Below are 25,524 nucleotides of genomic sequence, written 5' to 3'. Positions count from 1 at the left end.
GATAGCTTTTAGTTTTACTTTTTTAATTTTGCTAAAACCTTTTCCATTAGTTCATCTTCTGTTAATGCAGCAACAGGTCGGCTATTTACAAAGGTAAATGTCTTTTTACGTCCTGGCCCACAGTAAGAATGACAGCCAATTTCGATGGTTGCATCAGGATCGATTTCCTTTAATTTTGGAATTAACGTCTTTAAGTTAACGGCCTGACATTCATCGCAAACTTTAAATTCGTTTGCCATTTTGTCAACAACCCTTTCTATATAGTATTTTTCAAAACATAATCGCTCTATTGAACACATGACCTTCACATATTTAAGTATGCAGCATGTGCACAAACCTACATCGGGTATTGTATCGTACTTTTCCCCTTCTATTCAAGCATAATTCCTTCTACATAGATGAATAAAAGGTTAAAAGATTGGTCATGCTAGTCTTAAATAACAAGTTCCAGATAAAGGTGGGAGGATTTTAATATGAGTAAAGTAAGACAAGATGCTTGGTTAAAAGAAAATGATGAATTACTAGCAGAGGCTGTAATCCGTCATGTAACAGAAGGTAGTACACAGCTTAATGCCTTTGAAGAAGCAGGCGATGCATTAAATCGTACTGCTGCAGCCTGTGGTTTTCGTTGGAATGCTGTTGTTCGTAAAGAATACGAGGAGCAACTAGCAGAAGCTAAAAAGGAAAGAAAAGAGAGAATGCGAGTGTTGGGAGCACCAGCAAGACGCCGTGCTTCTAGTATGTTTACTGTCAATAATAGTGCCGCAGAAGGAAAATCAATTCCGCTATCTGCCCTTTCTCTTGATATTGTCATAGCTTATTTACTACGTTTACAGCATTCTGGTGAAGTAGGAAATGAATCTTCAAAATGGCGACAACTTGTCCATGTAACATCTGAGAAAAATAAAAAACTAGAGAAAACCATTACAAAACTAGAAGAAGAAAATCGAGCGATTCGCAAAGATTACGAGCAATTTGTTCAAATTATGAACCGTGCTAGACGTCTTGTTACGCTTGATGAAGAGGAAGAGCGAATTGCACCCGTTTTTAAAATGGAGAAGAACGGAAATCTTGTAACTAGCAGTTCTATTTATCAACCAGAAAATGGCGATGCGCTAAATTAGCCGCATCGCTTTTTCTGTTTCATATAATCAACCCATTTACTTTCGTTCAAGCATTTTGGTGTTGCGTTCAAAAACACGCTGTAAATAAAAACCATACAACGCTAATTCTTCATCGTAGAAGGACTGTGGACGTACTTCCTCGGCCCAATAATTAAGTAGTTGTTGTAGACGAATAACAACCGCTTCTACAGTTAAATTTGGGTCTACAAGCTCTGATAGCGAAGCCATCACTTCGGGCATGATTTGAGGGTAAGTGAATTTTGTTTCCTCTTGTTGTAAGCTATGTTCATAAAAATCACGGATAAGGGCCGCACGTTGCGAGCCACTTCCCTCAATACATAAATAAATTTGCACTGCCACCCCTTGTCGTAAGCGTCTTTGTGAAATGCCAGCAAATTTTTTCCCTTCAATACTTAAATCATAAGAACCTGGGCAATAAGAACCCACAATTTCATAAGCCTCAATTTTTTCTGCTACCTCTGGGAACAATCCCTTCACAAGTTCAACCATCACATCATAGCCATCGTTTATACTGAGTGACTCTTTTTGTTCAGACAATACAATGGAAATATTGAGAATTCCCTCATCTAGCACAACCGCTAATCCACCAGAATTACGAACAATAGGATGATAGCCTCTAGATTCTAGTAATTCCATACCTTGCTGAACATAAGGTAAACGGTGGTCTTGGATACCTAGTACAACAGATGCCTCATGCACCCATGTACGAATTGTTGGCGGAGACATCGATTGGCCAACTAATTGGCACAACGTATCGTCCGTCGCAAAAGATTCAAGCGGTGACCTTTGCTTCGCACTAATGGATTGATCATAATAACGCCAAATTGGCTGTTGTAAAATATGTTTCATATTGGTACTCCTCTAATTACATCTCTTCTCTTTAGAATACATTATCTTTAGTTGGTGTCAAATTCGTGAATAACTATCATGAACTTAGGGATTTTGTACAAACTATGATAAACTAATTTTTGAATGGTATTCACTTATAAAGGAGTGTTTTCAATAATGAATGAAGCAGCAATTACGTTAGATGGTTGGTACGCTTTACATGATTTCCGCTCAATCGACTGGGCATCTTGGAAACTTGTTTCTGCAGAGGAACGTCAAGCAGCAGTAGAGGAGTTTATTACTTATTTAGAAAAACTGAACGAAGCAGACGTAGCTAAAACAGGTGCTCATGCTTTTTATGCAATCGTTGGTCAAAAAGCAGACTTTATGATTATGACATTGCGTGAAACGATGGATGAGTTACAAGAGCTTGAAGCGGAATTCAATAAATTAGCTATTGCAGATTTTACAATTCCTACATACTCTTATGTATCTGTTGTAGAGCTTTCAAACTATTTAGCTGGCGAATCAAATGAAGATCCTTACCAAAATCCACATGTACGTGCGCGTCTATATCCTGAACTTCCACGTGCTAAATATGTATGCTTCTATCCAATGGATAAACGCCGTCAAGGGAACGATAACTGGTACATGTTATCAATGGATGAGCGTAAATCATTAATGCGTTCTCACGGGATGATTGGTCGCGGCTATGCTGGTAAAGTAAAACAAATTATCACTGGCTCTGTAGGCTTCGATGATCACGAATGGGGCGTCACTTTATTTGCTGATGACGTACTACAATTCAAAAAACTAGTATACGAAATGCGCTTTGACGAAGTGTCGGCACGCTATGGCGAGTTCGGGGAATTCTTCGTCGGCAACCTACTTGATAAAGAAAAATTGGTTAAATTCCTAACTGTTTAATATCTAATTAAAAATGCGAGTCCATATTGGCGGACTCGCATTTTTAAATTTCGTTTTCTTCTGCATTTTCGGATTCGAAGATTAAAATAATAATGTGAATAAAAAATCCAGTTAGCATCATAAGAAAAACTAAATACCAATTATATGGTTGATGATAATATTCTGCTATTCCAACTGCCAGAAAAGCGCTGATGATGATCGCTACAAACATACTAAAAATACGCATGAAAACGCTCCTTCATAAAAGCAAAAATTAAGTCATTTTTAGTATGTCTCGGTATATTTTTAATATACTTGCAAGGTAAGAATAATTACGTCTCATTGAAATAGCAGCTAAAACAAGCATTCATCGCCTATTAAGGAAAAGTCATTTTTCCTGATGCTTTGCTTTCCACACTAGAACATTTATACTCAATATAAAAAAGTGCCATCCTTCAGCGATGACACTTTCTTAACCCCAACACTTTCTTTTGTACACTTCATTAAGAGCTCTCGTCCTTTACTTTTAAAATTAAGATTACCGTTTGAATAAAAAACCCAATCACTATAATGACAATAAAGAGATACCAATGGAGTGGCTGTCCATAAAACTCCCCTAATAGAAAAGCCAGTACTGCACTTAATAGAATCCCAAACCAAACGCCAATTTCCATAAGCCATCACCTCACATGTATTAGATACACATGCAATTCATTGATCTCACGTTCCCCTAATTCTATTTTTTTCTATTTACCCTTTTTGATAAAAAAACTATCGGATCTTGCAGGGTTTCGAAGTAATTTCTACGTACTTGTCGTTATTACTACTATATGCATAGTAACTTTAATGTGTGAATGTCTTTCTTAACAAAATTGAACATGTCTACAATACCTTCATGCATATACTGTCTGCGAGGAGGTATGAAAATCGCTGTTATTAAGACGAATGATGCACAGACAGCCCTACTCGCAAGACTAATGCGTGCCGAAGCAGAAGGTGAAGGAGAATTAGGCATGCTGATGGTTGGGAATGTTGGCGTTAATCGTGTAAGAGGTGATTGTTTAGATTTTGGTGATATTCGAACAATTGAACAAATGGTTTATCAGCGTCCGGGAGGCTTTGAGGCAACACAAAAGGGTTATTTTTATCAACGAGCACGTGATCAAGATATTCGGTTAGCTAAAAGGGTGATTCAGGGTGAAAGATTTCATCCAGCTACCCGCTCTTTGTGGTTTTTCATGCCAGCAGGTGATTGTCCTGCCCAATGGTATGGCCAATGGAATACTGGCAGATTCAAATCCCATTGTTTTTTCTCGCCAACTGAACAAGATTGTCCTCAAATTTAAAAAGAAAGTAGGTTGATAATTGATGATGCCTTATTATTGGACACCAACAACGCAACAACAAATGACTCCTCCTCCAGTCACACTCCCGAGCGGACGACCACCAGGCCGTGAGGAGTCCTATATAGAAAATATTTTGCGTTTGAATCGTGGAAAACCAGCTACCTTCCATTTTTCTTTTGAGCACGCAGTAGAGCAGGGAAAAAACACAAAAACTGTTCGTGGTGTGGTAGAAGCTGCTGGTCGAGATCATGTCATTATTCGTGAGCTTAAGTCTAATCATCGTTTTCTTTTCCCTATGATTTATTTCGATTTTGCTGAGTATGATGAAGAAATGGCTTACTTTAATCAAAATCCATAATTCTATCTTCTAGAGTAAAAATCCGCAATACACTCACTGACCAAAAGTCGATGGGCGTATGCGGATTTTTATCATTCACTATGCTCAATTTTCTTTTAAATACGTTAAAGTTGCCTTACCTAAGGTTTTCGCTGCAATGAGCATTGCACGTTCATCAAAATCAAAGCGTGCATGATGATGCGGATAGGCCTTTTCCCATTCAGGCTTTTTAGCACCTGTGAAGAAAAATGTGCCAGGTACTTTTTCTAAATAATACGCAAAGTCTTCCCCAATCATAAACGGAGGACATGTTATTACTTGATCTACCCCTGGTATAGTCGACGCGATCTGTGCCACAAACTCGGTTTCGCTCTGATGGTTATAAACGGGTGGATAACCTCTTGTGTAACGATATTCGTAACTTGCCCCAAATGCCAGACAGGTCGCATTTAATACTGCTTCTAACTCTTGTTCCATTTGTGTGCGTACTTCTTCTTCAAAAGTACGAATTGTCCCCGCCAATACTACCCGATCAGCAATAACGTTAAACGGATTAATCGCCTCAAAATGACCGATTGTTAAAACAGCTGATTTCAATGGGTCAATACGTCTTGAGACAAGCTGTTGAGCATTGACGACGAATTGGGAGGAAAGGGTAACAGCATCAATGGAATGATGCGGCTCTGCGCCATGTCCACCTTTTCCTTGAACCGTTATTTCTACTTTATCCGCGGCAGCCATGATGGCTCCATCTTTCACTAAAATTTCTCCTAATGGTGTAGGTGCCCATAAATGCGTTCCAAAAATAACATCTACTCCTTCTAAACAACCATCCTCAATCATCGGCTTAGCTCCACCTGGTGCCACTTCCTCTGCATGCTGATGAATAAATACGACATTGCCTTCAATTTCGTCCCTCATCGCATTTAATGCCTTAGCTAGCCCAAGCAATGTAGCTGTATGTCCATCATGTCCACATGCATGCATTTTCCCAGCTATTTTAGATTTGTAAGGTACATCATTTTCTTCTTGTATCGCTAATGCATCAAAGTCCGCTCGCAATGCCACCGTTTTACCAGGCTTTTTGCCACGTAATATCGCTACGACACCGCGCCCTCCCACTCCTTCTCGAACCTCATGACCTAATTCTCTATGAAAAGTAGCTATATAGGATGGCGTTTCCACTTCTTCAAAGGACAATTCAGGGTATTCATGTAAATGGCGGCGAATCCCTACCATCTCATCATAGTTAGCATCTAGTAATGTAAATAGTTTTTCCATACTACATAACCTCACTTTTGGTATTTTCGAAATATTGCAAGTAATAGTAGTAGTGTACTATAAATTCTTACAAAATGGATAGGATTTAAATCCCTATCTTAAAATTATGACTGATCACAAAGAAAAACTCTCCTACAAATAATGTAAGAGAGTCAACTTAAAATTAACGTGCATGCTTGAGAGCAGTAAAAATAATAAGTAGCCATCCAGCTAAAAATAGTACACCACCGATTGGTGTAATAGCTCCCAATACTTTTATTCCACTTATCGCCAGAACATATAAGCTCCCCGAAAAGAAAACAATCCCAAGGTTAAAGAAAATACCTGCTAGATTTAATTGTTTCACTTCACCTAATAGTTTAGAGCTCATTAACAGACCGATAACTAATAATCCTGTAGCGTGAAACATTTGATATTGCACAGCCGTTTCCCAAATACCTCGACTATATTCATCTAAAACTTCCTTTAAAGCATGTGCACCAAATGCACCGAATGCTACTGCTAATAGGCCATGAAGAGCACCTGTCACGATAAATCTTTTCATTTTTCGTTACCCTGCCTTTAAAATGGATTAAAAATCAAAAATCGAATCGCCATTTGCTCCATCTTCTTCGATCTTTGCTGTATATAAAGAGGATGGTTTTGTCTCTGACACAAGCATCTGCGGTACGTGCTTATGGGGAGTGATAGATGGTGCATCACCTGAAGAATCTAACACCACATCACATAATGCTCGAATGGCTGTAAGCGCCTCACGAATTTGCTGATCATTTCCCGCATTTTTGGCGTTAGATAATTGTTTTTCAAGTTGCTGTATAACAGCTTGATAAGAAATCATTACATTCTCCCACTTTCTACTTTTGGTACGAATTTTAAACAATCTACACCCGATGATTGCTTCACAACAACGGATGGTATTTGCTTTGTTTTAAAGCCATAAGCTGAACATGCGCGTGGGGTTTGAGGGTCCCAGGTTACTTTAAAAAATTGACACTTAAAACAATTCACCTTCATCAATGTCCCTCACTTTCTTCTATATTAAATGTAACATGATTGCTAAAGCGTATAAAGCAAACGATTTGTGCCAATCTATTCTAAACACCAATCAATTGGCTGCTTGCCCCACTCTACTAATTGCTGATTAATCTTTGAATAAGGTTTACTGCCAAAGAATCCTCGATAAGCACTTAATGGACTTGGGTGTGGCGCTTCGAGTATGACATGAGGTGTTTTATATTTTCGGATTAATTGCTTTTTGCGTTGTGCTGGTTTACCCCACAATACAAAAATTAGTGGTTCTTCCCTTGCAGCTAATAGATCGATAACAGCATCGGTAAATTGCTCCCACCCTTGTTCTTTATGGGAATTCGCTTGTCCTGCTCGAACTGTAAGCACCGTATTTAATAGCATAACACCCTGTTCAGCCCACTTTGTTAGTGTTCCATTTTGAGGAATTGGACAGCCTAAATCATCCTGTAGCTCTTGCAACATGTTCCGTAAGCTAGGAGGATGTGGAATACCTGGTTTAACAGAAAAGCTTAGCCCATGAGCTTGATTAGGTCCATGATAAGGATCTTGTCCTAAAATAATAACTTTCACATCATGATATGCTGTTGTATAAAATGCGTTCATTACATCATTCATAGGTGGATAAATGGTTTGTGTCGAATATTCATTTGCGACAAATTGACGTAGTTTTTGATAGTAAGGTTTTTCTAATTCATCTTTGAGTACTTCTTGCCAATCATTCGGGAATACTTGTTTCATCGCTCTTTAAGCCCCTTTCTCTTCTTACAACGGTACAAAAAATTAACGATGAATTCAAGCATCAGTTGAAACTGACCATATAAAAATATAGTATTCTGGCTATTTTTATAGAATCAGAATCAGACTATACTAGATGGTAATTTTATAACTCTAGACAATAAAGGAGATCTTTAAAAATGACTCTAAAAAAAACATTAACAATTGCTGGTTCAGATACATCAGGCGGTGCAGGGATGCAAGCCGACCTTAAAACATTTCAGGAGCATGGTACATATGGGATGGTGGCATTAACAGTTGTCGTAACAATGGACCCGAATGGCTGGACACACAACGTCACACCTTTGCCAACTGATTTACTACAAAAACAAATTGACACAGCTCTTTCAACAGGAATTGATGCCATTAAGACAGGGATGCTCTCAACAGAGGAAATTATCCGTATTGCTGGAGAGGCTATCGCAAATTCAGGCACTACAAATGTTGTCATCGATCCTGTTATGGTATGTAAAGGGGACGATGAAGTACTGAATCCCGGTAATACAGATGCCATGATTCAGCATCTTTTACCACTAGCAACGGTAACAACACCAAACCTTTTTGAAGCTGGACAATTAGCTGGCATAGGTACACCTAAAAACATTGACGACATGAAGATGGCCGCTCGCAAAATCCATGAGCTAGGGGCTAAAGCTGTTGTCATTAAAGGTGGAAAGGCCCTAGCTACAGAAAAAGCAACAGACTTATTCTTTGATGGTGAAGCATTCTACTTATTAGAATCTGAAAAAGTTGCATCTACAAATAACCACGGTGCAGGCTGTACATTTGCTGCATCTGTAACAGCCAATCTTGCTAACGGTCTTACTATTAAAGATTCAGTCATTGAAGCAAAAGAGTTTGTATCTGCTGCTATTGCACATGGTTGGGCGTTAAATGATTATGTAGGGCCTGTCATGCATGGAGCGAAATCTCGCTTCGGCGCTCCACACGTAACAGTAACAGAAATATAAAGATGAAAGGGATGTCTCAAAGTCATTTGAGACATCCCTCTTTTTACATATAATTCTCCATCATTTCTAGCCGATAATCCCATGGATCATTCATAGATATAAATTGCGCTAACGCTTTACTTTCCTTTTTACGTTCAGCACGTGCCTTCGCTCGTTCTGAAGCTGTTTCATGCAATTTTGTCTCTTCTACTGTTTCAGGAATTACTCGTGGGACCAGCGCTGGTTTATTATTTTCATCCAATGCCACAAATGTTAATAATGCAGTCGCTGCCACCTTTCTCTCTCCAGTTTTCAAGTTTTCAGAAATAACTTTGACAAAAACCTCCATAGAAGATCTTCCAGTCCATGTTACATAGGATTCGAAATAAACCGAATCTGTAGGGCGAATGGGATGTAGAAAATCAACAGAATCAGTTGAAGCTGTGACACAATCTTTCCTGCTGTGCTTTGCAGCCGAAATAGAAGCAACCTGATCAATATCGCTCATCAACCGTCCACCAAATAATGTATTATGATTATTCACATCGTTTGGAAACACACGACTTGTACGCATCACTCTTGATTCCTTACAATATTTAAAGTCCTTATTCACATCATTTCCCCCTCTAAACGTTTGTTTATTCCTACTATAATGCTATATTTAAATGGAAAAATCAATGTAATTATTAGAAAATTACAAACATTAAACAATCCGTTAATGATTAGCATCTATCAGATAAAGATTAAAATAGGACAAGATACGTTAATGCTTCCCACCCCATATATTAGCTGTATGGGAGGGGAAAAAATGAAAAAAAATAAGGTAGAGGACTTAACGGAAGAATCAGGTTTACTAGCTGGAGAAATCACCTCTTCAAAAGTTGAAGTAATTGCTTCCATCGTATTAACACTCGGTTACTCTTTATCCACCCTTGCCACAATATTAGCTCTGCAGGAGGAGGAAGAATTGGCACATGCCAAAAATAATGAAAAACAGGATCAAAATCTTTATATGAAGCAAATGTTTAAACAATTACAAAATGTTAATAATCGTTTAGATACAATAGAACGAAAGCTTAATCGATACTAACAAATACATAGCCTACACTAATTTTTAATAAAAAACCGCGACTCTCCGTCATAAAAGAGAGTCGCGGTTTTTATTATACTATGATAATGAGCTTCATCTTTCTTCCCTTTTTCACAGCTACCAATTATAGCCTGTTCAAGGAACGTCATCTATTGTACCAAGATAGAATTCGTTATTTCTGAAATAATACTCCCTTCAACAATTGGAGCTGTCTACACACACGAATTAGGAAGAAATCATGGTTGCAATATCTTTTCAGATGTGAAAACGGATACAATACGAAACGACACATTTTGTACATATTTATTTCCACATTCCCTATATTGATACATTACAATAATTTTTTCAAGAATATTGCTTAGGAACTTGTCATAGATTTAGAGATGATGATTTATTTCCCTCGATGCTAGGATCAAATTTCACACGCTCAAAAAATTCCGACCCCCATGGCGCTGAGGTATATAAATGCATATCATCAATTTTTCATATCAAAGCAATCAATTTCCCTTTGTGAATTTTTTTTACTATACTTAAAGGAGAAATGATCGAGAGGAGTGTTAAGATGCAAGAAGTACAAGTAGAGACGTTGCAAACATTGCTGAATTCTTTCGCCAACAAAGACGTTTATATTCATCTTGAGACGACAAACGGATCTTATGCAGCACACTATGATGAACAGTTTTTTAATGCAGGTGCTTTTATTCGTAATGCTACAATTAATTATGAGCTTGCTAAGGTTGTAGATCATGCACCTCATCGTGTTGGTTTAAAATTACCTCATGGCTGGGTTTATGCTCAGGGCATTACACATTTCGAATTAGATGATTTAGGCCGTTTATTAATGGCTGGACTAGACTACTCTGGAAAATTGGCGATTGCACTTGAAATTAGTGAAACGCCATTTACTTACTAAGGGGGACGACTATTTGAATTTACAACCACAACGTCATATTTTAATTGTGTACCCTCACCCAGATGACGAGGCTTTTTCAGTTGCTGGGACCATCGCCTACTATACAAAGAAAATGAATACACCTGTTACATATGCCTGTTTAACATTAGGCGAAATGGGACGTAATTTAGGTAATCCACCCTTTGCAACGCGCGAGTCTTTACCTGAAATCCGCCGTAAGGAATTAGTTGCAGCAGCAGAGGCAATGGGTATTCAAGATTTACGTATGCTTGGTCTACGTGATAAAACAATTGAATTTGAAGATGATGAGAAGATGGTAAAGCTAATGGAAGGGCTAATCGAAGAATTAATGCCCTCTTTAATTTTCACTTTCTTACCTGGCTTTGCTGTCCACCCAGACCATGAAGCAACAGCACGTGCGGTAGTTGAAGCTGTACGTCGTATGCCAAAGGCTGCTCGTCCACAAGTATTCGGCTGTGCCTTCGCCAATGATACGATTGAAAAAAATGGAGAACCACATGTTGTTTACGATATTCGTGAAATGCGAATGGACAAATTAAAAGCATTACAAGCCCATGCATCTCAGACTGGTTGGATGATGCAGGAAACTGAAAAACGTATTGATGACGGCGAACCAATGAGTGAGAGCTGGCTAAATGTTGAAAAGTTCTATATTGTTGACCCAGATAAATATGTAAAATAAAAAAAGTACTGTTCTCATTTTGAACTGAACCCTATTTTGTAGACAGTTTAATAAAAAGGGATTTAGTTGTTCTTAAGCTGCGATCAGATGACTTCGGTAATTTGCCGGAGTCATCTTTTTTAATGTCCATTGCTTTCTTGTATGGTTGTAATGATTCATATAGTCTACGACAAGTGTATGTAATTCCGCAAAACTTTCTGCCTCCTTGTAATCTACCTCATCCTTAAAATGCCCAAAGAACGATTCCATTGGCGCATTATCGAGGCAGTTCCCACGACGTGACATCGACTGTTTCAGCCCCATTTCTTTCACAAGTTGCTGAAATTCCGGATGTGTATAATGGAAACCTTGATCTGAATGAATGATGGCTTCTGGATGGAGGTTTCCATCTAAATGAATGTTTAATTGTTCAAGCGTCTCATAAACAATGGACATCTTAAGGGTTGTTGATAACACATAGGCAACGATTTCTCGTGTCGCGACATCTTTTACACAGGATAAATAGGCCGTTTGACCACCTCTATATTGTAAGTACGTAATATCGGTTAAGAATACTTTTCCTGGCTCATCTTGGTTGAACTCACGGTTTAAATGATTCGGAATACGGCGGTGTGCCTCTGTTGCTTTTTCTAAGTGGCGATATGGGTTCGCACGGCGAATTTTAGCGTATAAATTGAATTTACGCATCAGACGAAGAATCTTTTTGTGATTTATTGGTTGGTCTAATATATCCACTAACGCCATATAAAATCCACGATAGCCAATCTTTCCTTTCGCTTGATCATAAATCGATTTTAATAGTAAGTAATCTTGATAATCCGATTCTTCACGTAGTGCATCCTTTTGCGTATTTTGAAGCCATTTATAGTAACCACTTGGGCTGACATTCGCTACTTGACATAAATAGCGTGTCATGTTTTTGAGTTGATACATACGAATCGTTTCGTTGATTGCTTGGTATTTTTCTCGAGGTTTTAGAAACGTTTCTTCTTCGCCTGCCTTTCCATTTCGTCGAGCTTTTTTAGGAGCGTTAATTCTGCTTCTAGTAGTCGAATACGTGCTTCGGCTTTCTCTAATTTTTTGTCCGCTGCTAATTTTTCGGCACGAGGGCGACCTGTGCTGCCTTTCCCTCGACGCTCTTCTAGAAATCCTTGTTCACCTTGTGTTTTATAGGTAGCCTTCCAACGCCCCAATGAACTTTGAGCTTTTTTAATTCCGATCATTTCTAAATCAAAACCCGCCTCCTGAAAAATTTGGACAGGACCTTTTCCAGCTAGATTTTCTTGAACAGCCTTTAATTTAAAGTCCGCTGTATATTGAATAGAGCGATCCGAAACAGACGCCACGTTTGGATTCTCTTCAATTTGTCTACGTTGATGGTCATTAAAAATAATTTTACTCATGATGTTCTCCTGTTCTTCAATCGTATGGTCAGTATAACGGGATTTTTCGGTGATGAAAATAGAAAAACCCCGAATAGGTCCACTTTTTTTAAGTGTCCACTATTCGGGGTTCAGTTCATTTTTGGAGAACAGTACTTTTAATTAGGCAGCTCTTACTCTCTTCATCATATGCACAATGATTGTAATGGAAAAAGCAATCACTAAGAAAAGGAAGAATAAATAATGAGGTATATGGACATTGAAGACACTCACTAACATTTTTAAGCCGATGACACCTATAATAATGAAGGCCGTTGCTTCAAGCTCTGGAATTTTTTCGATAATGATTAAAAAAACACCTGCAATGGTCCTCATCATTAATATCCCTAACATCCCTCCTATTAAAAGTACCCAAACTTGATCTGATATCGCAAAGGCAGCGAAAATTGAGTCAATTGAAAAGGCAATATCCATTAGCTCAACCGAAATGACAGTTGCCCAAAACGTGCCAAAAAGACGTACCATCCACCCTGACCTCTTTACCTCTTTCACACTATCCTCATTCCCTATATGAAGGAAATGAGCTATACAAAGCCAGCCTAAATATAAAGCACCTAATACTTTAATAAACCAAAATTCTACGAGATAAACTCCTATACCAATAAATAAAAATCTAAAAAAATAGGCACCTAACATACCATACATTAATGCCCGTTTTCGCTGTTTATCTGGTAAATGTTTCACTAGTACCGCTAATACCAATGCATTATCTGCTGACAGCAAACCTTCTATAATAATTAATGAGGATATTAGTCCCCAGGAGACAGGGTCCATTAATACTTCTTGCCACATCGCAAAATCAAAAAATTTCCAATATGTTGATAAAATTCCTTGAATGATTTCCACTACATACCCTCCTACTTGGCCTAAGCTAATCTAGTATATGCTTGACCATTTTTGTTATGAGAGTTGTATTTTTTAAGATTGATTCAACAGAGTTTGAATGATTTTCCTCACTTAAAATGCACTATTTGGAGGTCTCACACATCGCTTTTTTGACAAAAAAATAGGCTATATAAAGATAAAACGCTTACATCTTCAAATAGACACGGAAAATTTAGAATTTACTAAAAATTAATCACAAAAAGCAAATAAAGTGTGCTATCATAGATAAATGTTTTAAACGTATAACGGAGGATGAATACTATGGAAGTTGCTGATACTAGAACCGTGCAAGTGGAGAATGTCTTGATTGCACATCATTTTTTAAAAGATGTAGTTGTGCATACACCACTACAAAAAAACGACTATTTATCCGAGAAATACGGAGCTAATATTTATATTAAACGCGAAGATCTACAGCATGTACGCTCATTCAAGCTTCGTGGTGCCTATTATAAAATTAAAAAAATCGAGGATGAAGCACGCAATGCTGGAGTTGTCTGTGCAAGTGCAGGCAATCATGCACAAGGAGTAGCTTATGCCTGTGCCCAATTAAAAATTCAAGCAAGCATTTTTATGCCTCAAACAACGCCGAAGCAAAAAATAGACCAAGTGCGTATGTTTGGACGCGAATATGTAGAAATTATTTTGGCGGGAGATACATTCGATGATTCTGCTGAAAGCGCGTTAAGCTATTGTGAAGAGCATAGTAAAATTTTCATTCACCCATTTGATGATTTCGATGTCATTGCTGGTCAAGGGACGGTAGCCGTAGAAATTATGAATGATATGGAGGAGCCTATCGACTACGTATTCGGTAGTATTGGTGGTGGTGGCTTAATGTCAGGCGTGTCTGCCTACATTAAAAATCTCTCTCCTTCTAGCAAAATTATTGGTGTGGAACCAGCTGGTGCTGGTAGTATGAAGGCTGCCTTTGCTGAAGGTGGCGCAGTTGCCCTTGATTGGATTGATAAATTCGTGGATGGTGCTGCTGTAAAATGCGTCGGTCACCACACTTATGATGTTTGTCGTCGCTATTTAGATGATATAGTTCTTGTACCTGAAGGCAAAGTATGTACGACCATTCTAGATCTATATAATAAACACGCGATTATCGCTGAGCCAGCTGGAGCATTATCAGTGGCAGCTCTTGATTTTTATAAAGAAGAAATTAAAGGTAAGTCAGTTGTAGTCATCATCAGTGGTGGTAATAATGACATTGGACGGATGCAGGAGATTAAAGAAAAGTCACTTATTCATGAAGGCTTACTTTACTATTTTATCGTCAGCTTCCCTCAGCGTGCCGGAGCATTACGTCAATTCCTCACTAGCGTACTAGGACCAAACGATGACATTACTACCTTTGAATATACGAAGAAAAACAATAAAGAAAGTGGCCCTGCACTAGTCGGTATTGAGCTAGGTGATCGCGCTGAATATGAAGGACTACTTGCCCGAATGGATGAATTCGGCTTTAAATACAAGGAAGTAAACAACGACATTCAACTATTTGGCTTACTCGTTTAAAATGAAGAGTCTCACTTCACTGCAAGTGAGGCTTTTTTATGTTTATCTTTCATTTTATTACCCTAAAAAACGCCCATACTTTTGTATGAGCGTTTCGTTATTAGCCTAATAGAGCACGGTCTGAATTCATTTTTTCACCACGAATACGTTCAAACTCAGCCATTAAATCAGGGATTGTTAATTCATGTTTGCGATCTTCACCGACTTCTAAAATGATTTGGCCTTTGTCCATCATAATAAGACGATTGCCTAAATCTAATGCTTGCTGCATATTGTGCGTTACCATTAATGTCGTTAAATTATCTTTTTCCACTAAATACTTCGTAATACGAGTAATTAACTCTGCACGTGATGGATCAAGTGCAGCCGTATGCTCATCCAGCAATAAAATAGATGGCTTTGTAAAGGTAGCCATTAAGAGCGACAAAGCTTGACGTTCCCCACCTGAAAGTAAGCCTACCTTAGCAGAAAGGCGATTCTCAAGATTTAAACCAAGCATCTCTAGTGATTCTTTAAAAAATTCCCGACGCTTTTTATCCACACCATTACGTAGCCCTCTATGCTTATTGCGAGAGTATGCTAGTGCTAGATTTTCTTCAATTGTCATCGTAGGCGCGGTTCCCGCCATTGGGTCCTGAAAGACACGACCAATGTATTGAGAGCGTTTATATTCAGGCAAACTTGTCACATTATTACCATCAATTAATACTGTCCCAAAATCGGGTGTTAAGGCACCTGAAATCATGTTCATCATCGTTGATTTACCTGCACCATTACTACCAATGATTGTCACAAAATCACCTGGCTTTAAATGTAGGTTTATCTCTGCAAGTGCAATCTTCTCATCTGGTGTTCCTTCATTAAATACCTTATTAATACCATGTAATTTAAGCAATGCCTTTTCCTCCCTTCTCTACTGTTTTTACTTACGAAAGTTCTGCAGCTCGTTTGGCTTTACGTTTACGTTCTTTATTCTTATTGATAAATTGCGGTAAGATCAGCGCCAAAATAACAATGATCGCCGTAATTAATTTCATGTCTCCTGAATCAAGGAAATCTACACGTAATGCTAATGCTAATATAATACGATAAATGATAGCTCCTGCAATGACTGCAAAAGTTGTACGGATAATAGTTTTTGTCCCAAAAATTGCTTCACCAATAATAACGGATGCGAGACCAATCACAATCATACCAATCCCCATGCTAACATCGGAGAATTTCGAGTATTGTGCGATTAAAGCTCCAGAAAATGCGACAAGTGCATTGGAAAGTCCTAGCCCCAAAATGATAAGTGTATCTGTATTTGCTGAGAAGCTGCGAATCATTCGTTTATTATCACCAGTTGCTCGGATAGCTAGCCCGACCTCTGTCTTTAAGAACCAGTCTGCTATTAACTTAATTAAAATCGTGATGATTAATACAACAATCAGCACACTCCATGTACCTGGTACATGCTGAAAGCCTATGCCTTTTAATAGGTTATTAAGAGCAGCATCGATCCCTAAATTGCTCCAAAAAGCTTGAAACTTCGAAAAGATGGTTTCAGAGTTTAATAGTGGAATATTCGGGCGACCTATCGTATTTTCTGCAGTTAACCCCATGATACGTAGATTAATCGAGTATAAAGCAATCATCATTAAAATCCCTGATAATAACGGATTAATCTTTCCCTTCGTGTGAAGAATTCCTGTTATACATCCAGCAATAAATCCAGCAACAATTGCCACTAAAGTCGCTAAGATTGGGTGGTAGCCAAGCAAAACCATTGTTGCTGCCGTTGCCGCCCCTGTTACAAAGCTTCCATCAACCGTTAAATCCGGAAAATCTAACACCCGAAATGTTAAATATACACCAAGTGCCATAATTGCATAGATGATTCCTTGCTCCACTGCGCCAAATAATGCTAAAAACATCGTTGAATCATCTCCTAAATCTCTTTATTATTTATATCGCTTGTAAAATGAAGATAAAGCGGGGATAGTTCTCCCCCGCTTCGTTTTACTGTTCTAGAATTTCGGCACCCCAAGAATCTTTAATTTCGATTCCTAAATCATCTGCAACTTTTTTATTGATTAATAGTTTCAGATTTTGTGGGTATTGTGCGGGTGTATCGGCAGGTGTAGCTTCACCTTTTAAAATTTTCACAGCCATTTGACCCGCTTCATAGCCGATATCAAAATATTCAAAACCATAAGCGGCTAAACCGCCACGTGCCACAGAATCCAGTTCTCCTACGATTAATGGTAGTTTATTCGTATTGGCAACATCAATTACCGATTCTAATGCAGAAACTACTGTGTTATCAGTAATAATATAGAAAGCATCTACTTTACCAATTAGAGATTCTGTCGCTTGTTTTACATCTGCTGAAGTGGATGCTGATGCTTCTACCACCTTTAAACCTTGTTCATCCATAACCTTTTTCACTTCTGAAACTTGGGCAACTGAGTTTTGCTCACCTGCATTGTAGACCATCCCTACCTTTTTCGCACCAAGTTCTTTTAGGAATGCTACTGTTTTAGAAATCGTTTCAGGATGTAAATCGATTGTGCCTGTAATATTTTTCCCTGGCTTTTCCATTGAGTCAATTAACTGTGCACCAACAGCATCTGTAACCGATGTAAAAATAATTGGAATATCACTTGTTGCTGTTGCAGCGGCTTGTGCAGAAGGTGTAGAGTTTGCAAAAATTAAATCTACGTTTGCACTTACTAGATTGTTAGCAATCGTTGTGTTAAGGCTATTATCCCCCTGTGCAATTTGTGGATCGTAGTCAACTTTTAAGCCTGCATCTTCAATTGCTTTTTTAAAGCCTTCCGTTGCTGCGTTTAACGATGGATGCTCAACAATTTGAGTAATCCCGATTTTATATGTTTTATCATCTGCATTTCCGCTCTCACTTGCATTGTTTGATTCATTTCCTTTTGAATCTGTTGTACCTGAGCCACTGCTACCACAAGCAGCAAGAAGCAACACTAATCCAAAAAGAAGGAATGACAACTTCTTTACATTGCTTTTCACAAATAATCCCCCCGATTATATTCTCGAATATCTATCGCACTTTATCCAAACAAAGTGTGAATGTATCGCTATATTATCGTTATTATCGAGCTCCGTCAACAACATTATGAATGTTCTGACTTTTAAAAGTGACAAAATATTTTAGTTTTTCATTTAATTTGGCGCTTTAAACCGCTAAACTACGCTGTTTTAGTTATTCGATTTCTTTTTTCAACATAGTAAAAAATATTTATGACAATTTTGCGACGATAGGACATTATAGACAAAGTCTGACATTTGACTTCTACTAGATATCTATAATAAAATATTTACTTGTGTGAAAGCACCGTGGTTCGTAACCATCCCACGAAAAAAAACTAAGGAGAAATGAATATGAAGATAAAATTTTTAGCAGCAAGTGGTATCATTGCGGCTCTCTATATAGCTGTAACCATGCTTGTTGCACCATTTGGTTTTACAGAGGTTCAGTTCCGAGTTTCTGAGATGTTTAACCATTTAGTGGCCTTTAATCCACGCTTTGCCGTAGGGATTATTATTGGAGTATTGATCTCTAACCTATTTTCACCACTTGGCATTTACGATTTAGTGTTTGGTGTAGGTCATTCAATGATTACACTCGGACTGTTTATTTTAATCTGCAAATTTGTCAAAAATATTTGGGCACGTTTAATTATTAATACATTGCTCTTTACATGTACTATGTTTATTATTGCCTTTGAGCTGAACTTGGCTTTAGAGCTACCATTCTTTTGGACTTGGCTAACAGTCGCGGCGGGTGAATTTGTTGTATTAGCTGTAGGTGCACCGATTATGTATGTATTAAACAAACGCCTTCACTTTAAAAGTTTGATTTAACTGACGGGTCTTTTTAGATTCGTCTTTTTTCTTGACACTATTCTGAAAATACTCTACAATTCTTTCTAATAAATGCAAGGAAGAAGAGTAGTAGCAAGCATTGTTACTTCAAGAGAGCTGGTGGTTGGTGCAAACCAGTAGTACAAACTTGTGAATGGACTTCAGAGCAGCCTTATCAAATGTAAGGCCGTTTCGCTCCCCGTTACCGGAGCAGGAAAGCGCGCAAAAATTGCGAATGAAGGTGGCACCACGGTTACTCGTCCTTTTTATAAGGGATTGGAGTGGCTTTTTTTTTGGAAAAATTAGCATAGAGGAGTCGAGGAAAGATGAGTACAGTAGTAGAGAAAAAGGGATATTTCGGTGAATTTGGTGGAAGCTTTGTTCCAAAGGAGCTTCAAAATGTTTTAAATATACTAGATGAGAATTTTCAAAAGTATAAAGAAGATGATGACTTTAAACAAGAATTAGATTACTATTTCCGTGAATATGTCGGTCGTAAATCCCCTCTTTATTTTGCAGAAAATTTAACAAAGCAATTAGGTGGCGCAAAAATTTATTTAAAACGGGAAGACCTTAACCACACAGGCTCCCATAAAATCAATAATGTATTAGGACAAATTTTACTAGCCAAACGTATGGGCGCAAACCGTGTAATTGCAGAAACTGGTGCAGGTCAACATGGTGTAGCAACAGCTACAGCGTGTGCCATGTTTGGAATGGATTGCACGATTTATATGGGCTTGGAGGATACAAAACGTCAGGCATTGAACGTATTTCGCATGGAACTTCTCGGCGCAAAAGTCGTAGCGGTTGATAAAGGGCAAGGCCGCTTAAAGGATGCAGTAGATGAAGCATTTGCTGACTTGGTAGAAAACTATGAAACAACCTTCTATTTATTAGGTTCGGCAGTTGGACCACATCCCTTCCCATCAATGGTTAAACATTTTCAATCAGTGATTAGCCGCGAAAGTCGTGAACAGATTTTAGAAAAGGAAGGAAAGCTGCCAACAGCTGTTCTTGCCTGTGTAGGAGGCGGTAGTAATGCAATTGGGGCATTTGCTGACTATATTGCAGACGAAGATGTTCGTCTGATTGGAATAGAACCGGATCAAGCTGCTACCTTAAACGAAGGAACACCAGGAGAGCTACACGGCTTCAAATGTTTAGTTCTTCAGGACGCAGAAGGTAATCCACTTCCTACCTATTCAATAGCAGCTGGTTTAGATTATCCAGGTGCTGGGCCTGAGCATAGCCATTTGAAAACAATTGGCCGTGCTGAGTATGTGACCGTGACAAATGAAGAAGTTTTAGAAGCCTTCCAAGTACTTTCTAAGGTAGAAGGTATTATTCCTGCTCTTGAAAGCTCACATGCAGTTGCCCATGCTCTAAAATTAGCACCAACTTTATCACCTGAGGAAAGCATTATTATTAATATCTCTGGTCGTGGCGATAAAGACGTTGAACAAGTTTTCCACATGTTAGCTAAATAATAAAAAAAGAGCGACTTCCATTTATGGAAATCGCTCTTTCACCTATACCAATGATTTAGGATAAATTTCAGCTACATTATCTCGCAGCTTCGCTTTCAGGAATTTCCCGACAGATGTCTTTGGAATTTCTTCTAGAAATACGACTGCATCTGGTACCCACCACTTGGCAAATTGATTTTCTAAAAAGGTAAGAAGCTCTTGTTCAGTTACTGATTGTCCCTCTTTCAATACAACACAAGCTAAAGGACGCTCCTGCCATTTAGCATGAGGCATGGCAATGACAGCTGCTTCAAAAACTGCATCATGCGTCATTAGTGCATTTTCCAAATCAACAGAGGAAATCCATTCCCCACCTGATTTTATAAGATCCTTTGTACGGTCCGTGATTTTAATAAAGCCATCCTCTGTTCGTACTGCAATATCACCAGTATATAACCAACCATCTCGATAGGCATCTGCTGTTCGTTCATCACGATAGTATTCGTCGGAAATCCATGGGCCTTTTAAACGTAATTCCCCCATCGTTTCGCCATCCCAAGGAACCTCACCCGCCTCATTAATAATACTAGATTCGATACCTGCCATTGTCATCCCTTGCATCGCTCGAGCTTCAATACGTTTTTCAATCGGCCAATCATCCATCCACGACATATAATTGGACAATGCCACGATTGGTGTAGTTTCCGTCATGCCGTAGACAACAATATAAGGTATTCCGTATTTTTCCTCAAATGTCCGAATGAGTCGAGTTGGTGAAGCCGATCCACCACAGCAGATCGCTCTTAAAGAACTAATATCTCGTTCTTTCTTTTCCTGCTCCTGTAAGGCGCCTATCCAAATGGTTGGTACACCAGCAGTTAATGTAACCTTTTCTTGTTCGATTAAATCCATTATTAATTCTGATGTAAATTGTGGACCTGGCAAAACTTGTGTAGCACCAACATTAACACTAGCAAAAGGTAAGCCCCATGCATTTGCATGAAACATTGGTACAATTGGCATCACCACATCTCTTTCCGCCATCCCCATAGAGTCAGACATACTCAGCATGATACTGTGTAATACTAGACCCCGATGGGAATAGACAACTCCCTTTGGATTCCCTGTCGTGGCACTTGTATAGCACATACCGGCAGGTGCTTCTTCGTCAATATCCTCTGGAAATTGAAATTCTTCATCAGCAGTAGCTAACAAGTCCTCATAGGATAAAACATTTTGTAGTGTAGTCTTGGGTAAAGCTGGTTCATCCGTCATAATAATATAGTGTTTCACTGTCTTAAGTTTTGGCGCAATATTTTCAATGATCGGTAATAAATCAACATCGACCATTAAAATCTCATCTTCTGCATGATTAATAATATAGATCAAATGCTCTTCTGATAAACGAATATTTACCATGTGTAAGATTGCCCCTGAGCAAGGTACAGCAAAGTAGGCTTCTAAATGCCGATGCTGGTTCCACGCAAAGGAGCCGACTTTTGTTCCTCTTGTCATCCCAAGCTTCGTAAGGGCATCTGCTAAACAACGCGTTCTTTTCGCCCACTGTCCATATGTTAAACGGTGTATTTTGTGTGGGCTTGTCCGTGAAATAATTGATTTTCTTGCAAAATAGCTCTCTGCTCGTTTGAAAAAACTAGTTAAAACTAATGGTGCTTGCATCATAAAACACATCATCCCTTCATTTGTGAATTTCCCCTTGTGAAATCTTCATAGCATCAATTTAACTGAATACTATTAATATTCCGAATATTATTATATTTTAATTTTATAATTTAATCTATATATTCCAATAATTTTCTTTATAACATATAAAAAACGGATGAAGTCTAGTTCTTCACCCGTTGTCCATCTATTATGAAATTGCTTTTTTATGCAGTTTAATTTTTAATTTCTCTAACATATCTACCGTCATTTTAGCTAAATCATACTCAGCTTTGAAGCCCCACTCTTTTTGAGCCGCTTCAATATTTAAAGAGTTTGGCCAGCTATCTGCAATTGCCTGACGAACTGGATCTACCTGATAGCTCATTGTGAAATTCGGTAAGTGCTTCTTAATTTCTGCCGCAATTTGCGAAGGTTCAAAGCTCATAGCTGTAATATTAAAAGCATTGCGATGAACGAGCTTACTACCGTCTGCCTCCATTAAATCTACGATAGCTTGTAGAGCATCTGGCATGTACATCATATCCATGAACGTACCTTCTTGAATATACGATGTATACTTGCCTTGTTCGATTGCTTCATAGAAAATTTCTACTGCATAATCGGTTGTACCACCACCTGGAGGCGTTACATAAGAAATTAATCCTGGGAAGCGTACTCCACGTGTATCAACACCAAAACGATTGAAATAATAATCGCATAATAACTCACCCGCTACTTTATTTACACCATACATGGTTGTTGGTCTTTGCAAAGTATCCTGTGGTGTATCTTCCTTAGGTGTAGACGGACCAAACGCACCAATTGAGCTTGGCGTGAAAAATTGCATATTTAGCTCACGTGAAACCTCCAACGCATTCATTAACCCGCCCATATTTAAATTCCAAGCTAACAATGGATTTCTTTCTGCTGTAGCTGATAATAGCGCAGCTAAATGCATCATTGTATCTGCACCGAAGTCCTTTGCTAAATCATGCATTCTTTGTCCATCTGTCACGTCCAATATTTCAAATGGGCCCTTAGTATGTTCAAGCTTTCTAATGTCTGTAGCAAGTATATTGTCCTCTCCATAAATACCACGAAGTTTTTCTACAAGCTCAGAACCAATTTGACCAAGTGCTCCAGTAACAATAATCTTTTTCATTTCCCAAAACCTCCACATGTGAACAATTGTACTTCCAGAAAGTACAAAAATGTATTGATAAACATTGATTTAATAACACTTTCAATGAAATTCATTATAATGTGTTCGTTTTGAAAATACAACAATTATATTAATAATATTCCTTACAAAGAACATACAATCCCTTATCCACAGTATATGAGGCCATAAAAAATATTGTGCTACAAAAATATACAAAACACAATTGTACACCTCAAAAATACACAACATTTACGCTCTCATAAGCTAGTTTTGTAGCCATGCAAAAAAGAATCTTCTTTGCTATTTTTTGCAAAGAAGACCCCTTTTCAATATTATTCTTTACTATTAAATTATATCGAAAAACGTTTGACAGCTATTTGCAAAACTTTTGATACTTTGCGCAATTCCTTAATATAATTATGGAACTGTTGTTGAGCTGTTAATTGATCAGCTGTTAATGCAGCAACATGTTTAGTAGACACGGCATTCGTATCGGATAAAGCTGTCAGCATACTTGCATCCTCACTTACCTTCTTCGTGTGATTGGCAATCTCTTGAACTGTAGCAGATACTTCCATAATATAAGGCTTAATCGTATGTACTTTTTCTAAAATTTGATCAAAACTTGACGCAGTTTGTCCTGTGACAGCTACACCTTTTTCAGTCGCTACTAAAACGCCTTCCATCATTTGTACCGCATAACTCGAATCTAAATGGATGTTCTGTACAATGGATGTAATCGTTTGTGTCGATTGAACAGTTTGCTCAGCAAGCTTGCGAACCTCATTAGCCACTACTGCAAAGCCTTTACCATGCTCTCCTGCTCTTGCGGCTTCAATAGATGCGTTTAAAGCCAGTAAGTTAGTTTGTGCTGTTATTCTTTCTATTACCTCAATCATTTGATCAATCGATGCAGCCCGCTCTACTAAATTAAAGATAGCTGTATTAGATTTTTCAACTGCCTGCTTAATAGCTTGCATTTGTGTTAAATTGGCCTGTACAATTTCAGTTCCACTTTCTGCATCTCTGGCCGTTTTTTGTGCAAAACTTTCTACAACCTGAACCTTTTCTAAAATAACCTGTACATCATTTAAAACTTCCTCTAAGGAAGCAGTATTCGAAGCTAATTTATTAGAAGAAGCAGACGTTGATTCTGAAATCGATTGTACATCCTTCGCTATTTTTAATGTCGTTGTTGATGATTGCTCAGAGGATTTCTGCAATTTCCCTGTCATTTCTTCTACTTCATAGGCACTGTCTGTCACAGTATGGAGTAGTCGTTTCACCTCTGTTACCATTTGATTGTAAGACAAAACAACTTCACCAAGCTCATCATGAGCCACATAACTTGCATTGGCAGTGAAATCACCTTGTTCTGCACGTTTTAATAATGATTTTAGCTGACGTGTTGGTACATTAACTGCCTTTGTTGCGATAAAGCCTATAAGGATAACAAGCAAGACAACCGCTAAGCATACACCACCTAATAACCAATAACCGAATTGCACATCTTTTTGATAAGCCTGCTGTTGGTCTTTTGCTCTTTGAACCAAATAATTTTGCGTATCTTCTAATAATGCATGACTCTCCTGACTAATTGGTAAGAATATTTGCAAATAAAATGGATCTAGCTCATCATGTTTCAATTGTTTAAAATCCTCAATGGCTTCTTCCTGCTTCTTAAGCAATGACTTATACTTCTTAATTTGATGACTCATCTTTTTATCAATTTCATGGCTATCTAGTTGCTCTAAAGGCTGTGCCATGTTTTGTAAAATGGCTGTCATTTCTTTATCGTCACCTTTCGAATCTACTATAAAATCTAATCGGCGCTGTGATTCTTCAAGCTCATTTAGCCATCCAATTGGGACAAGTCCCTGTGTGTAACTCTCACTTGCATGCCACGACATTTTCCTTAAATAATCTACACTGAATACACCTAGCAATACATTCGATAATACACAAACAATCATGAGTACAAGTAACTTGTCCTTCACCTTAATGAAACGGAAAAAATGCATGGTCCTTGGCTCCTCCTCCAACTCTTACCAATAATGATAGTATAGAGATATAAAGCCAGTGTTATGTTTTTGTAAATTTTGATCGAAATATTAAGAATTTATACCCATCATTTAGTTCTTTTTAGGTAATTTAACTCGCTAAATTAGCCATACTATAGCTTCTTATTCATACTAT

At 38.1% G+C, this 25,524-nt stretch carries 30 protein-coding genes, 1 riboswitch and 1 other annotated feature; of the genes, 11 read left to right on the top strand and 19 right to left on the bottom strand.

What is annotated here, in order from left to right:
• Positions 1-14 precede the first annotated feature (14 nt).
• Entirely contained in the window at positions 15-239 is a 225-nt protein-coding gene (locus MKZ14_RS02445; RefSeq protein ID WP_004227652.1) for a DUF1450 domain-containing protein, read from the bottom strand.
• Between the two features lie 234 nt (positions 240-473).
• Here MKZ14_RS02445 and MKZ14_RS02440 point away from each other — a divergent pair, with 234 nt between their 5' ends.
• Positions 474-1,124, top strand: a complete 651-nt coding sequence (locus MKZ14_RS02440) for an RsfA family transcriptional regulator (protein ID WP_004227650.1) — start codon at positions 474-476, stop codon at positions 1,122-1,124.
• A 36-nt stretch (positions 1,125-1,160) separates the two neighbouring features.
• Here MKZ14_RS02440 and MKZ14_RS02435 read toward each other — a convergent pair whose 3' ends face one another.
• Positions 1,161-1,994, bottom strand: a complete 834-nt coding sequence (locus MKZ14_RS02435) for a lipoate--protein ligase family protein (RefSeq protein ID WP_274771477.1) — start codon at positions 1,992-1,994, stop codon at positions 1,161-1,163.
• A gap of 156 nt (positions 1,995-2,150) precedes the next feature.
• On the opposite strand from MKZ14_RS02435, the gene hemQ reads away from it, so the two are divergent.
• Entirely contained in the window at positions 2,151-2,900 is a 750-nt protein-coding gene (gene hemQ / locus MKZ14_RS02430; protein ID WP_016993375.1) for a hydrogen peroxide-dependent heme synthase, read from the top strand.
• A 43-nt stretch (positions 2,901-2,943) separates the two neighbouring features.
• Here the strand turns inward: hemQ and MKZ14_RS02425 are convergent, their stop codons facing one another.
• Together MKZ14_RS02425 and MKZ14_RS02420 are read right to left on the bottom strand one after the other, a co-directional pair.
• Positions 2,944-3,126 carry a hypothetical protein gene (locus tag MKZ14_RS02425; protein ID WP_016993376.1) on the bottom strand — a complete coding sequence of 61 codons (183 nt, stop codon included), beginning with the start codon at positions 3,124-3,126 and terminating at the stop codon, positions 2,944-2,946.
• Between the two features lie 256 nt (positions 3,127-3,382).
• Positions 3,383-3,553 (bottom strand): hypothetical protein, encoded by a 171-nt coding sequence (locus tag MKZ14_RS02420; protein ID WP_016993377.1) that lies wholly within the window; start codon positions 3,551-3,553, stop codon positions 3,383-3,385.
• Between the two features lie 246 nt (positions 3,554-3,799).
• Between MKZ14_RS02420 and MKZ14_RS02415 the strand changes: the two genes are divergently transcribed.
• Positions 3,800-4,225 carry a cell wall hydrolase gene (locus MKZ14_RS02415; protein WP_004227631.1) on the top strand — a complete coding sequence of 142 codons (426 nt, stop codon included), beginning with the start codon at positions 3,800-3,802 and terminating at the stop codon, positions 4,223-4,225.
• 22 nt (positions 4,226-4,247) lie between these two features.
• The gene (gene gerQ / locus MKZ14_RS02410) at positions 4,248-4,583 is read left to right on the top strand and encodes a spore coat protein GerQ (RefSeq protein WP_004227629.1); all 336 of its coding nucleotides are present in this window, start codon (positions 4,248-4,250) and stop codon (positions 4,581-4,583) included.
• An 84-nt stretch (positions 4,584-4,667) separates the two neighbouring features.
• On the opposite strand, the gene MKZ14_RS02405 is transcribed toward gerQ, so the two are convergent.
• From MKZ14_RS02405 to MKZ14_RS02385, 5 genes are all read right to left on the bottom strand, one after another.
• Positions 4,668-5,843 carry a M20 family metallopeptidase gene (locus tag MKZ14_RS02405; protein WP_312124036.1) on the bottom strand — a complete coding sequence of 392 codons (1,176 nt, stop codon included), beginning with the start codon at positions 5,841-5,843 and terminating at the stop codon, positions 4,668-4,670.
• 163 nt (positions 5,844-6,006) lie between these two features.
• Positions 6,007-6,387, bottom strand: a complete 381-nt coding sequence (locus MKZ14_RS02400; RefSeq protein ID WP_016993379.1) for a DUF423 domain-containing protein — start codon at positions 6,385-6,387, stop codon at positions 6,007-6,009.
• A 27-nt stretch (positions 6,388-6,414) separates the two neighbouring features.
• Complete coding sequence (locus MKZ14_RS02395) at positions 6,415-6,681, bottom strand: YwdI family protein (protein ID WP_016993380.1); 267 nt, start codon at positions 6,679-6,681, stop codon at positions 6,415-6,417.
• On the bottom strand, positions 6,681-6,857 hold the full coding sequence (locus MKZ14_RS02390; protein WP_016993381.1) for a hypothetical protein: 177 nt from the start codon (positions 6,855-6,857) through the stop codon (positions 6,681-6,683). The genes MKZ14_RS02395 and MKZ14_RS02390 overlap by 1 nt, the downstream gene beginning before the upstream one ends.
• Positions 6,858-6,932: 75 nt before the next feature.
• A complete protein-coding gene (locus MKZ14_RS02385) occupies positions 6,933-7,610 on the bottom strand; it encodes a uracil-DNA glycosylase (protein WP_016993382.1) in 678 nt (225 codons plus the stop codon).
• A 176-nt stretch (positions 7,611-7,786) separates the two neighbouring features.
• Here MKZ14_RS02385 and thiD point away from each other — a divergent pair, with 176 nt between their 5' ends.
• Positions 7,787-8,617, top strand: coding sequence for a bifunctional hydroxymethylpyrimidine kinase/phosphomethylpyrimidine kinase (gene thiD, locus MKZ14_RS02380; RefSeq protein ID WP_274771469.1), 831 nt, complete (start codon positions 7,787-7,789; stop codon positions 8,615-8,617).
• 43 nt (positions 8,618-8,660) lie between these two features.
• Here thiD and MKZ14_RS02375 read toward each other — a convergent pair whose 3' ends face one another.
• Positions 8,661-9,209 carry an acyl-CoA thioesterase gene (locus MKZ14_RS02375; protein WP_016993384.1) on the bottom strand — a complete coding sequence of 183 codons (549 nt, stop codon included), beginning with the start codon at positions 9,207-9,209 and terminating at the stop codon, positions 8,661-8,663.
• Between the two features lie 195 nt (positions 9,210-9,404).
• Here MKZ14_RS02375 and MKZ14_RS02370 point away from each other — a divergent pair, with 195 nt between their 5' ends.
• From MKZ14_RS02370 to bshB2, 3 genes are all read left to right on the top strand, one after another.
• Positions 9,405-9,686 (top strand): hypothetical protein, encoded by a 282-nt coding sequence (locus MKZ14_RS02370; protein WP_016993385.1) that lies wholly within the window; start codon positions 9,405-9,407, stop codon positions 9,684-9,686.
• 562 nt (positions 9,687-10,248) lie between these two features.
• A complete protein-coding gene (locus MKZ14_RS02365; protein ID WP_333006386.1) occupies positions 10,249-10,599 on the top strand; it encodes a YojF family protein in 351 nt (116 codons plus the stop codon).
• 13 nt (positions 10,600-10,612) lie between these two features.
• Positions 10,613-11,302, top strand: coding sequence for a bacillithiol biosynthesis deacetylase BshB2 (bshB2, locus tag MKZ14_RS02360; protein ID WP_016993387.1), 690 nt, complete (start codon positions 10,613-10,615; stop codon positions 11,300-11,302).
• A gap of 72 nt (positions 11,303-11,374) precedes the next feature.
• Here the strand turns inward: bshB2 and MKZ14_RS02355 are convergent, their stop codons facing one another.
• The 3 genes from MKZ14_RS02355 to MKZ14_RS02345 form a co-directional block, all read right to left on the bottom strand.
• Positions 11,375-12,337, bottom strand: coding sequence for an IS3 family transposase (locus MKZ14_RS02355; protein WP_339281000.1), 963 nt, complete (start codon positions 12,335-12,337; stop codon positions 11,375-11,377).
• The gene (locus MKZ14_RS02350; RefSeq protein WP_333007006.1) at positions 12,277-12,705 is read right to left on the bottom strand and encodes a hypothetical protein; all 429 of its coding nucleotides are present in this window, start codon (positions 12,703-12,705) and stop codon (positions 12,277-12,279) included. The genes MKZ14_RS02355 and MKZ14_RS02350 overlap by 61 nt, the downstream gene beginning before the upstream one ends.
• Positions 12,706-12,846: 141 nt before the next feature.
• Positions 12,847-13,590, bottom strand: a complete 744-nt coding sequence (locus tag MKZ14_RS02345; protein ID WP_016993388.1) for a TerC family protein — start codon at positions 13,588-13,590, stop codon at positions 12,847-12,849.
• A gap of 300 nt (positions 13,591-13,890) precedes the next feature.
• On the opposite strand from MKZ14_RS02345, the gene ilvA reads away from it, so the two are divergent.
• A complete protein-coding gene (gene ilvA / locus MKZ14_RS02340; protein ID WP_258859124.1) occupies positions 13,891-15,153 on the top strand; it encodes a threonine ammonia-lyase IlvA in 1,263 nt (420 codons plus the stop codon).
• A gap of 100 nt (positions 15,154-15,253) precedes the next feature.
• On the opposite strand, the gene MKZ14_RS02335 is transcribed toward ilvA, so the two are convergent.
• The 3 genes from MKZ14_RS02335 to MKZ14_RS02325 form a co-directional block, all read right to left on the bottom strand.
• Entirely contained in the window at positions 15,254-16,048 is a 795-nt protein-coding gene (locus tag MKZ14_RS02335) for an ABC transporter ATP-binding protein (RefSeq protein WP_036078189.1), read from the bottom strand.
• A 31-nt stretch (positions 16,049-16,079) separates the two neighbouring features.
• Positions 16,080-17,069: an ABC transporter permease gene (locus tag MKZ14_RS02330; protein ID WP_333006189.1), complete on the bottom strand. Its 990-nt coding sequence runs from the start codon at positions 17,067-17,069 to the stop codon at positions 16,080-16,082.
• Positions 17,070-17,154: 85 nt separating this feature from the next.
• Positions 17,155-18,177 (bottom strand): ABC transporter substrate-binding protein, encoded by a 1,023-nt coding sequence (locus tag MKZ14_RS02325; protein WP_333006190.1) that lies wholly within the window; start codon positions 18,175-18,177, stop codon positions 17,155-17,157.
• Between the two features lie 321 nt (positions 18,178-18,498).
• A riboswitch (PreQ1 riboswitch) is annotated at positions 18,499-18,543 on the top strand.
• 6 nt (positions 18,544-18,549) lie between these two features.
• Between MKZ14_RS02325 and MKZ14_RS02320 the strand changes: the two genes are divergently transcribed.
• Positions 18,550-19,032 carry a QueT transporter family protein gene (locus tag MKZ14_RS02320; RefSeq protein WP_016993393.1) on the top strand — a complete coding sequence of 161 codons (483 nt, stop codon included), beginning with the start codon at positions 18,550-18,552 and terminating at the stop codon, positions 19,030-19,032.
• Positions 19,033-19,100: 68 nt separating this feature from the next.
• Positions 19,101-19,300, top strand: a binding site (T-box leader).
• A gap of 58 nt (positions 19,301-19,358) precedes the next feature.
• Positions 19,359-20,522 carry a tryptophan synthase subunit beta gene (gene trpB / locus MKZ14_RS02315; protein WP_016993395.1) on the top strand — a complete coding sequence of 388 codons (1,164 nt, stop codon included), beginning with the start codon at positions 19,359-19,361 and terminating at the stop codon, positions 20,520-20,522.
• 42 nt (positions 20,523-20,564) lie between these two features.
• Here trpB and MKZ14_RS02310 read toward each other — a convergent pair whose 3' ends face one another.
• The 3 genes from MKZ14_RS02310 to MKZ14_RS02300 all read right to left on the bottom strand — a co-directional run bounded on the left by MKZ14_RS02310 (position 20,565) and on the right by MKZ14_RS02300 (position 25,349).
• The gene (locus MKZ14_RS02310; RefSeq protein WP_333006191.1) at positions 20,565-22,184 is read right to left on the bottom strand and encodes a long-chain fatty acid--CoA ligase; all 1,620 of its coding nucleotides are present in this window, start codon (positions 22,182-22,184) and stop codon (positions 20,565-20,567) included.
• Positions 22,185-22,374: 190 nt separating this feature from the next.
• Positions 22,375-23,328: an L-threonine 3-dehydrogenase gene (locus MKZ14_RS02305; protein WP_004225462.1), complete on the bottom strand. Its 954-nt coding sequence runs from the start codon at positions 23,326-23,328 to the stop codon at positions 22,375-22,377.
• 350 nt (positions 23,329-23,678) lie between these two features.
• The gene (locus MKZ14_RS02300) at positions 23,679-25,349 is read right to left on the bottom strand and encodes a methyl-accepting chemotaxis protein (RefSeq protein WP_016993396.1); all 1,671 of its coding nucleotides are present in this window, start codon (positions 25,347-25,349) and stop codon (positions 23,679-23,681) included.
• Positions 25,350-25,524 lie beyond the last annotated feature (175 nt).

This window comes from Lysinibacillus sp. FSL P2-0066 (assembly GCF_037969495.1).
GTDB classification, from domain to species: domain Bacteria; phylum Bacillota; class Bacilli; order Bacillales_A; family Planococcaceae; genus Lysinibacillus; species Lysinibacillus boronitolerans.
This window is presented reverse-complemented; position numbering and strand designations above follow the sequence as displayed.

What these genes read in the sequence shown, in the direction of transcription:
- MKZ14_RS02445 (WP_004227652.1), bottom strand. Translation starts at nt 239, where the DNA reads ATGGCAAACGAATTTAAAGTTTGCGATGAATGTCAGGCCGTTAACTTA.
- MKZ14_RS02440 (WP_004227650.1), top strand. Translation starts at nt 474, where the DNA reads ATGAGTAAAGTAAGACAAGATGCTTGGTTAAAAGAAAATGATGAATTA.
- MKZ14_RS02435 (WP_274771477.1), bottom strand. Translation starts at nt 1,994, where the DNA reads ATGAAACATATTTTACAACAGCCAATTTGGCGTTATTATGATCAATCC.
- hemQ (WP_016993375.1), top strand. Translation starts at nt 2,151, where the DNA reads ATGAATGAAGCAGCAATTACGTTAGATGGTTGGTACGCTTTACATGAT.
- MKZ14_RS02425 (WP_016993376.1), bottom strand. Translation starts at nt 3,126, where the DNA reads ATGCGTATTTTTAGTATGTTTGTAGCGATCATCATCAGCGCTTTTCTG.
- MKZ14_RS02420 (WP_016993377.1), bottom strand. Translation starts at nt 3,553, where the DNA reads ATGGAAATTGGCGTTTGGTTTGGGATTCTATTAAGTGCAGTACTGGCT.
- MKZ14_RS02415 (WP_004227631.1), top strand. Translation starts at nt 3,800, where the DNA reads ATGAAAATCGCTGTTATTAAGACGAATGATGCACAGACAGCCCTACTC.
- gerQ (WP_004227629.1), top strand. Translation starts at nt 4,248, where the DNA reads ATGATGCCTTATTATTGGACACCAACAACGCAACAACAAATGACTCCT.
- MKZ14_RS02405 (WP_312124036.1), bottom strand. Translation starts at nt 5,843, where the DNA reads ATGGAAAAACTATTTACATTACTAGATGCTAACTATGATGAGATGGTA.
- MKZ14_RS02400 (WP_016993379.1), bottom strand. Translation starts at nt 6,387, where the DNA reads ATGAAAAGATTTATCGTGACAGGTGCTCTTCATGGCCTATTAGCAGTA.
- MKZ14_RS02395 (WP_016993380.1), bottom strand. Translation starts at nt 6,681, where the DNA reads ATGATTTCTTATCAAGCTGTTATACAGCAACTTGAAAAACAATTATCT.
- MKZ14_RS02390 (WP_016993381.1), bottom strand. Translation starts at nt 6,857, where the DNA reads ATGAAGGTGAATTGTTTTAAGTGTCAATTTTTTAAAGTAACCTGGGAC.
- MKZ14_RS02385 (WP_016993382.1), bottom strand. Translation starts at nt 7,610, where the DNA reads ATGAAACAAGTATTCCCGAATGATTGGCAAGAAGTACTCAAAGATGAA.
- thiD (WP_274771469.1), top strand. Translation starts at nt 7,787, where the DNA reads ATGACTCTAAAAAAAACATTAACAATTGCTGGTTCAGATACATCAGGC.
- MKZ14_RS02370 (WP_016993385.1), top strand. Translation starts at nt 9,405, where the DNA reads ATGAAAAAAAATAAGGTAGAGGACTTAACGGAAGAATCAGGTTTACTA.
- MKZ14_RS02365 (WP_333006386.1), top strand. Translation starts at nt 10,249, where the DNA reads ATGCAAGAAGTACAAGTAGAGACGTTGCAAACATTGCTGAATTCTTTC.
- MKZ14_RS02350 (WP_333007006.1), bottom strand. Translation starts at nt 12,705, where the DNA reads ATGAGTAAAATTATTTTTAATGACCATCAACGTAGACAAATTGAAGAG.
- ilvA (WP_258859124.1), top strand. Translation starts at nt 13,891, where the DNA reads ATGGAAGTTGCTGATACTAGAACCGTGCAAGTGGAGAATGTCTTGATT.
- MKZ14_RS02330 (WP_333006189.1), bottom strand. Translation starts at nt 17,069, where the DNA reads ATGTTTTTAGCATTATTTGGCGCAGTGGAGCAAGGAATCATCTATGCA.
- MKZ14_RS02320 (WP_016993393.1), top strand. Translation starts at nt 18,550, where the DNA reads ATGAAGATAAAATTTTTAGCAGCAAGTGGTATCATTGCGGCTCTCTAT.
- trpB (WP_016993395.1), top strand. Translation starts at nt 19,359, where the DNA reads ATGAGTACAGTAGTAGAGAAAAAGGGATATTTCGGTGAATTTGGTGGA.
- MKZ14_RS02310 (WP_333006191.1), bottom strand. Translation starts at nt 22,184, where the DNA reads ATGATGCAAGCACCATTAGTTTTAACTAGTTTTTTCAAACGAGCAGAG.
- MKZ14_RS02305 (WP_004225462.1), bottom strand. Translation starts at nt 23,328, where the DNA reads ATGAAAAAGATTATTGTTACTGGAGCACTTGGTCAAATTGGTTCTGAG.
- MKZ14_RS02300 (WP_016993396.1), bottom strand. Translation starts at nt 25,349, where the DNA reads ATGCATTTTTTCCGTTTCATTAAGGTGAAGGACAAGTTACTTGTACTC.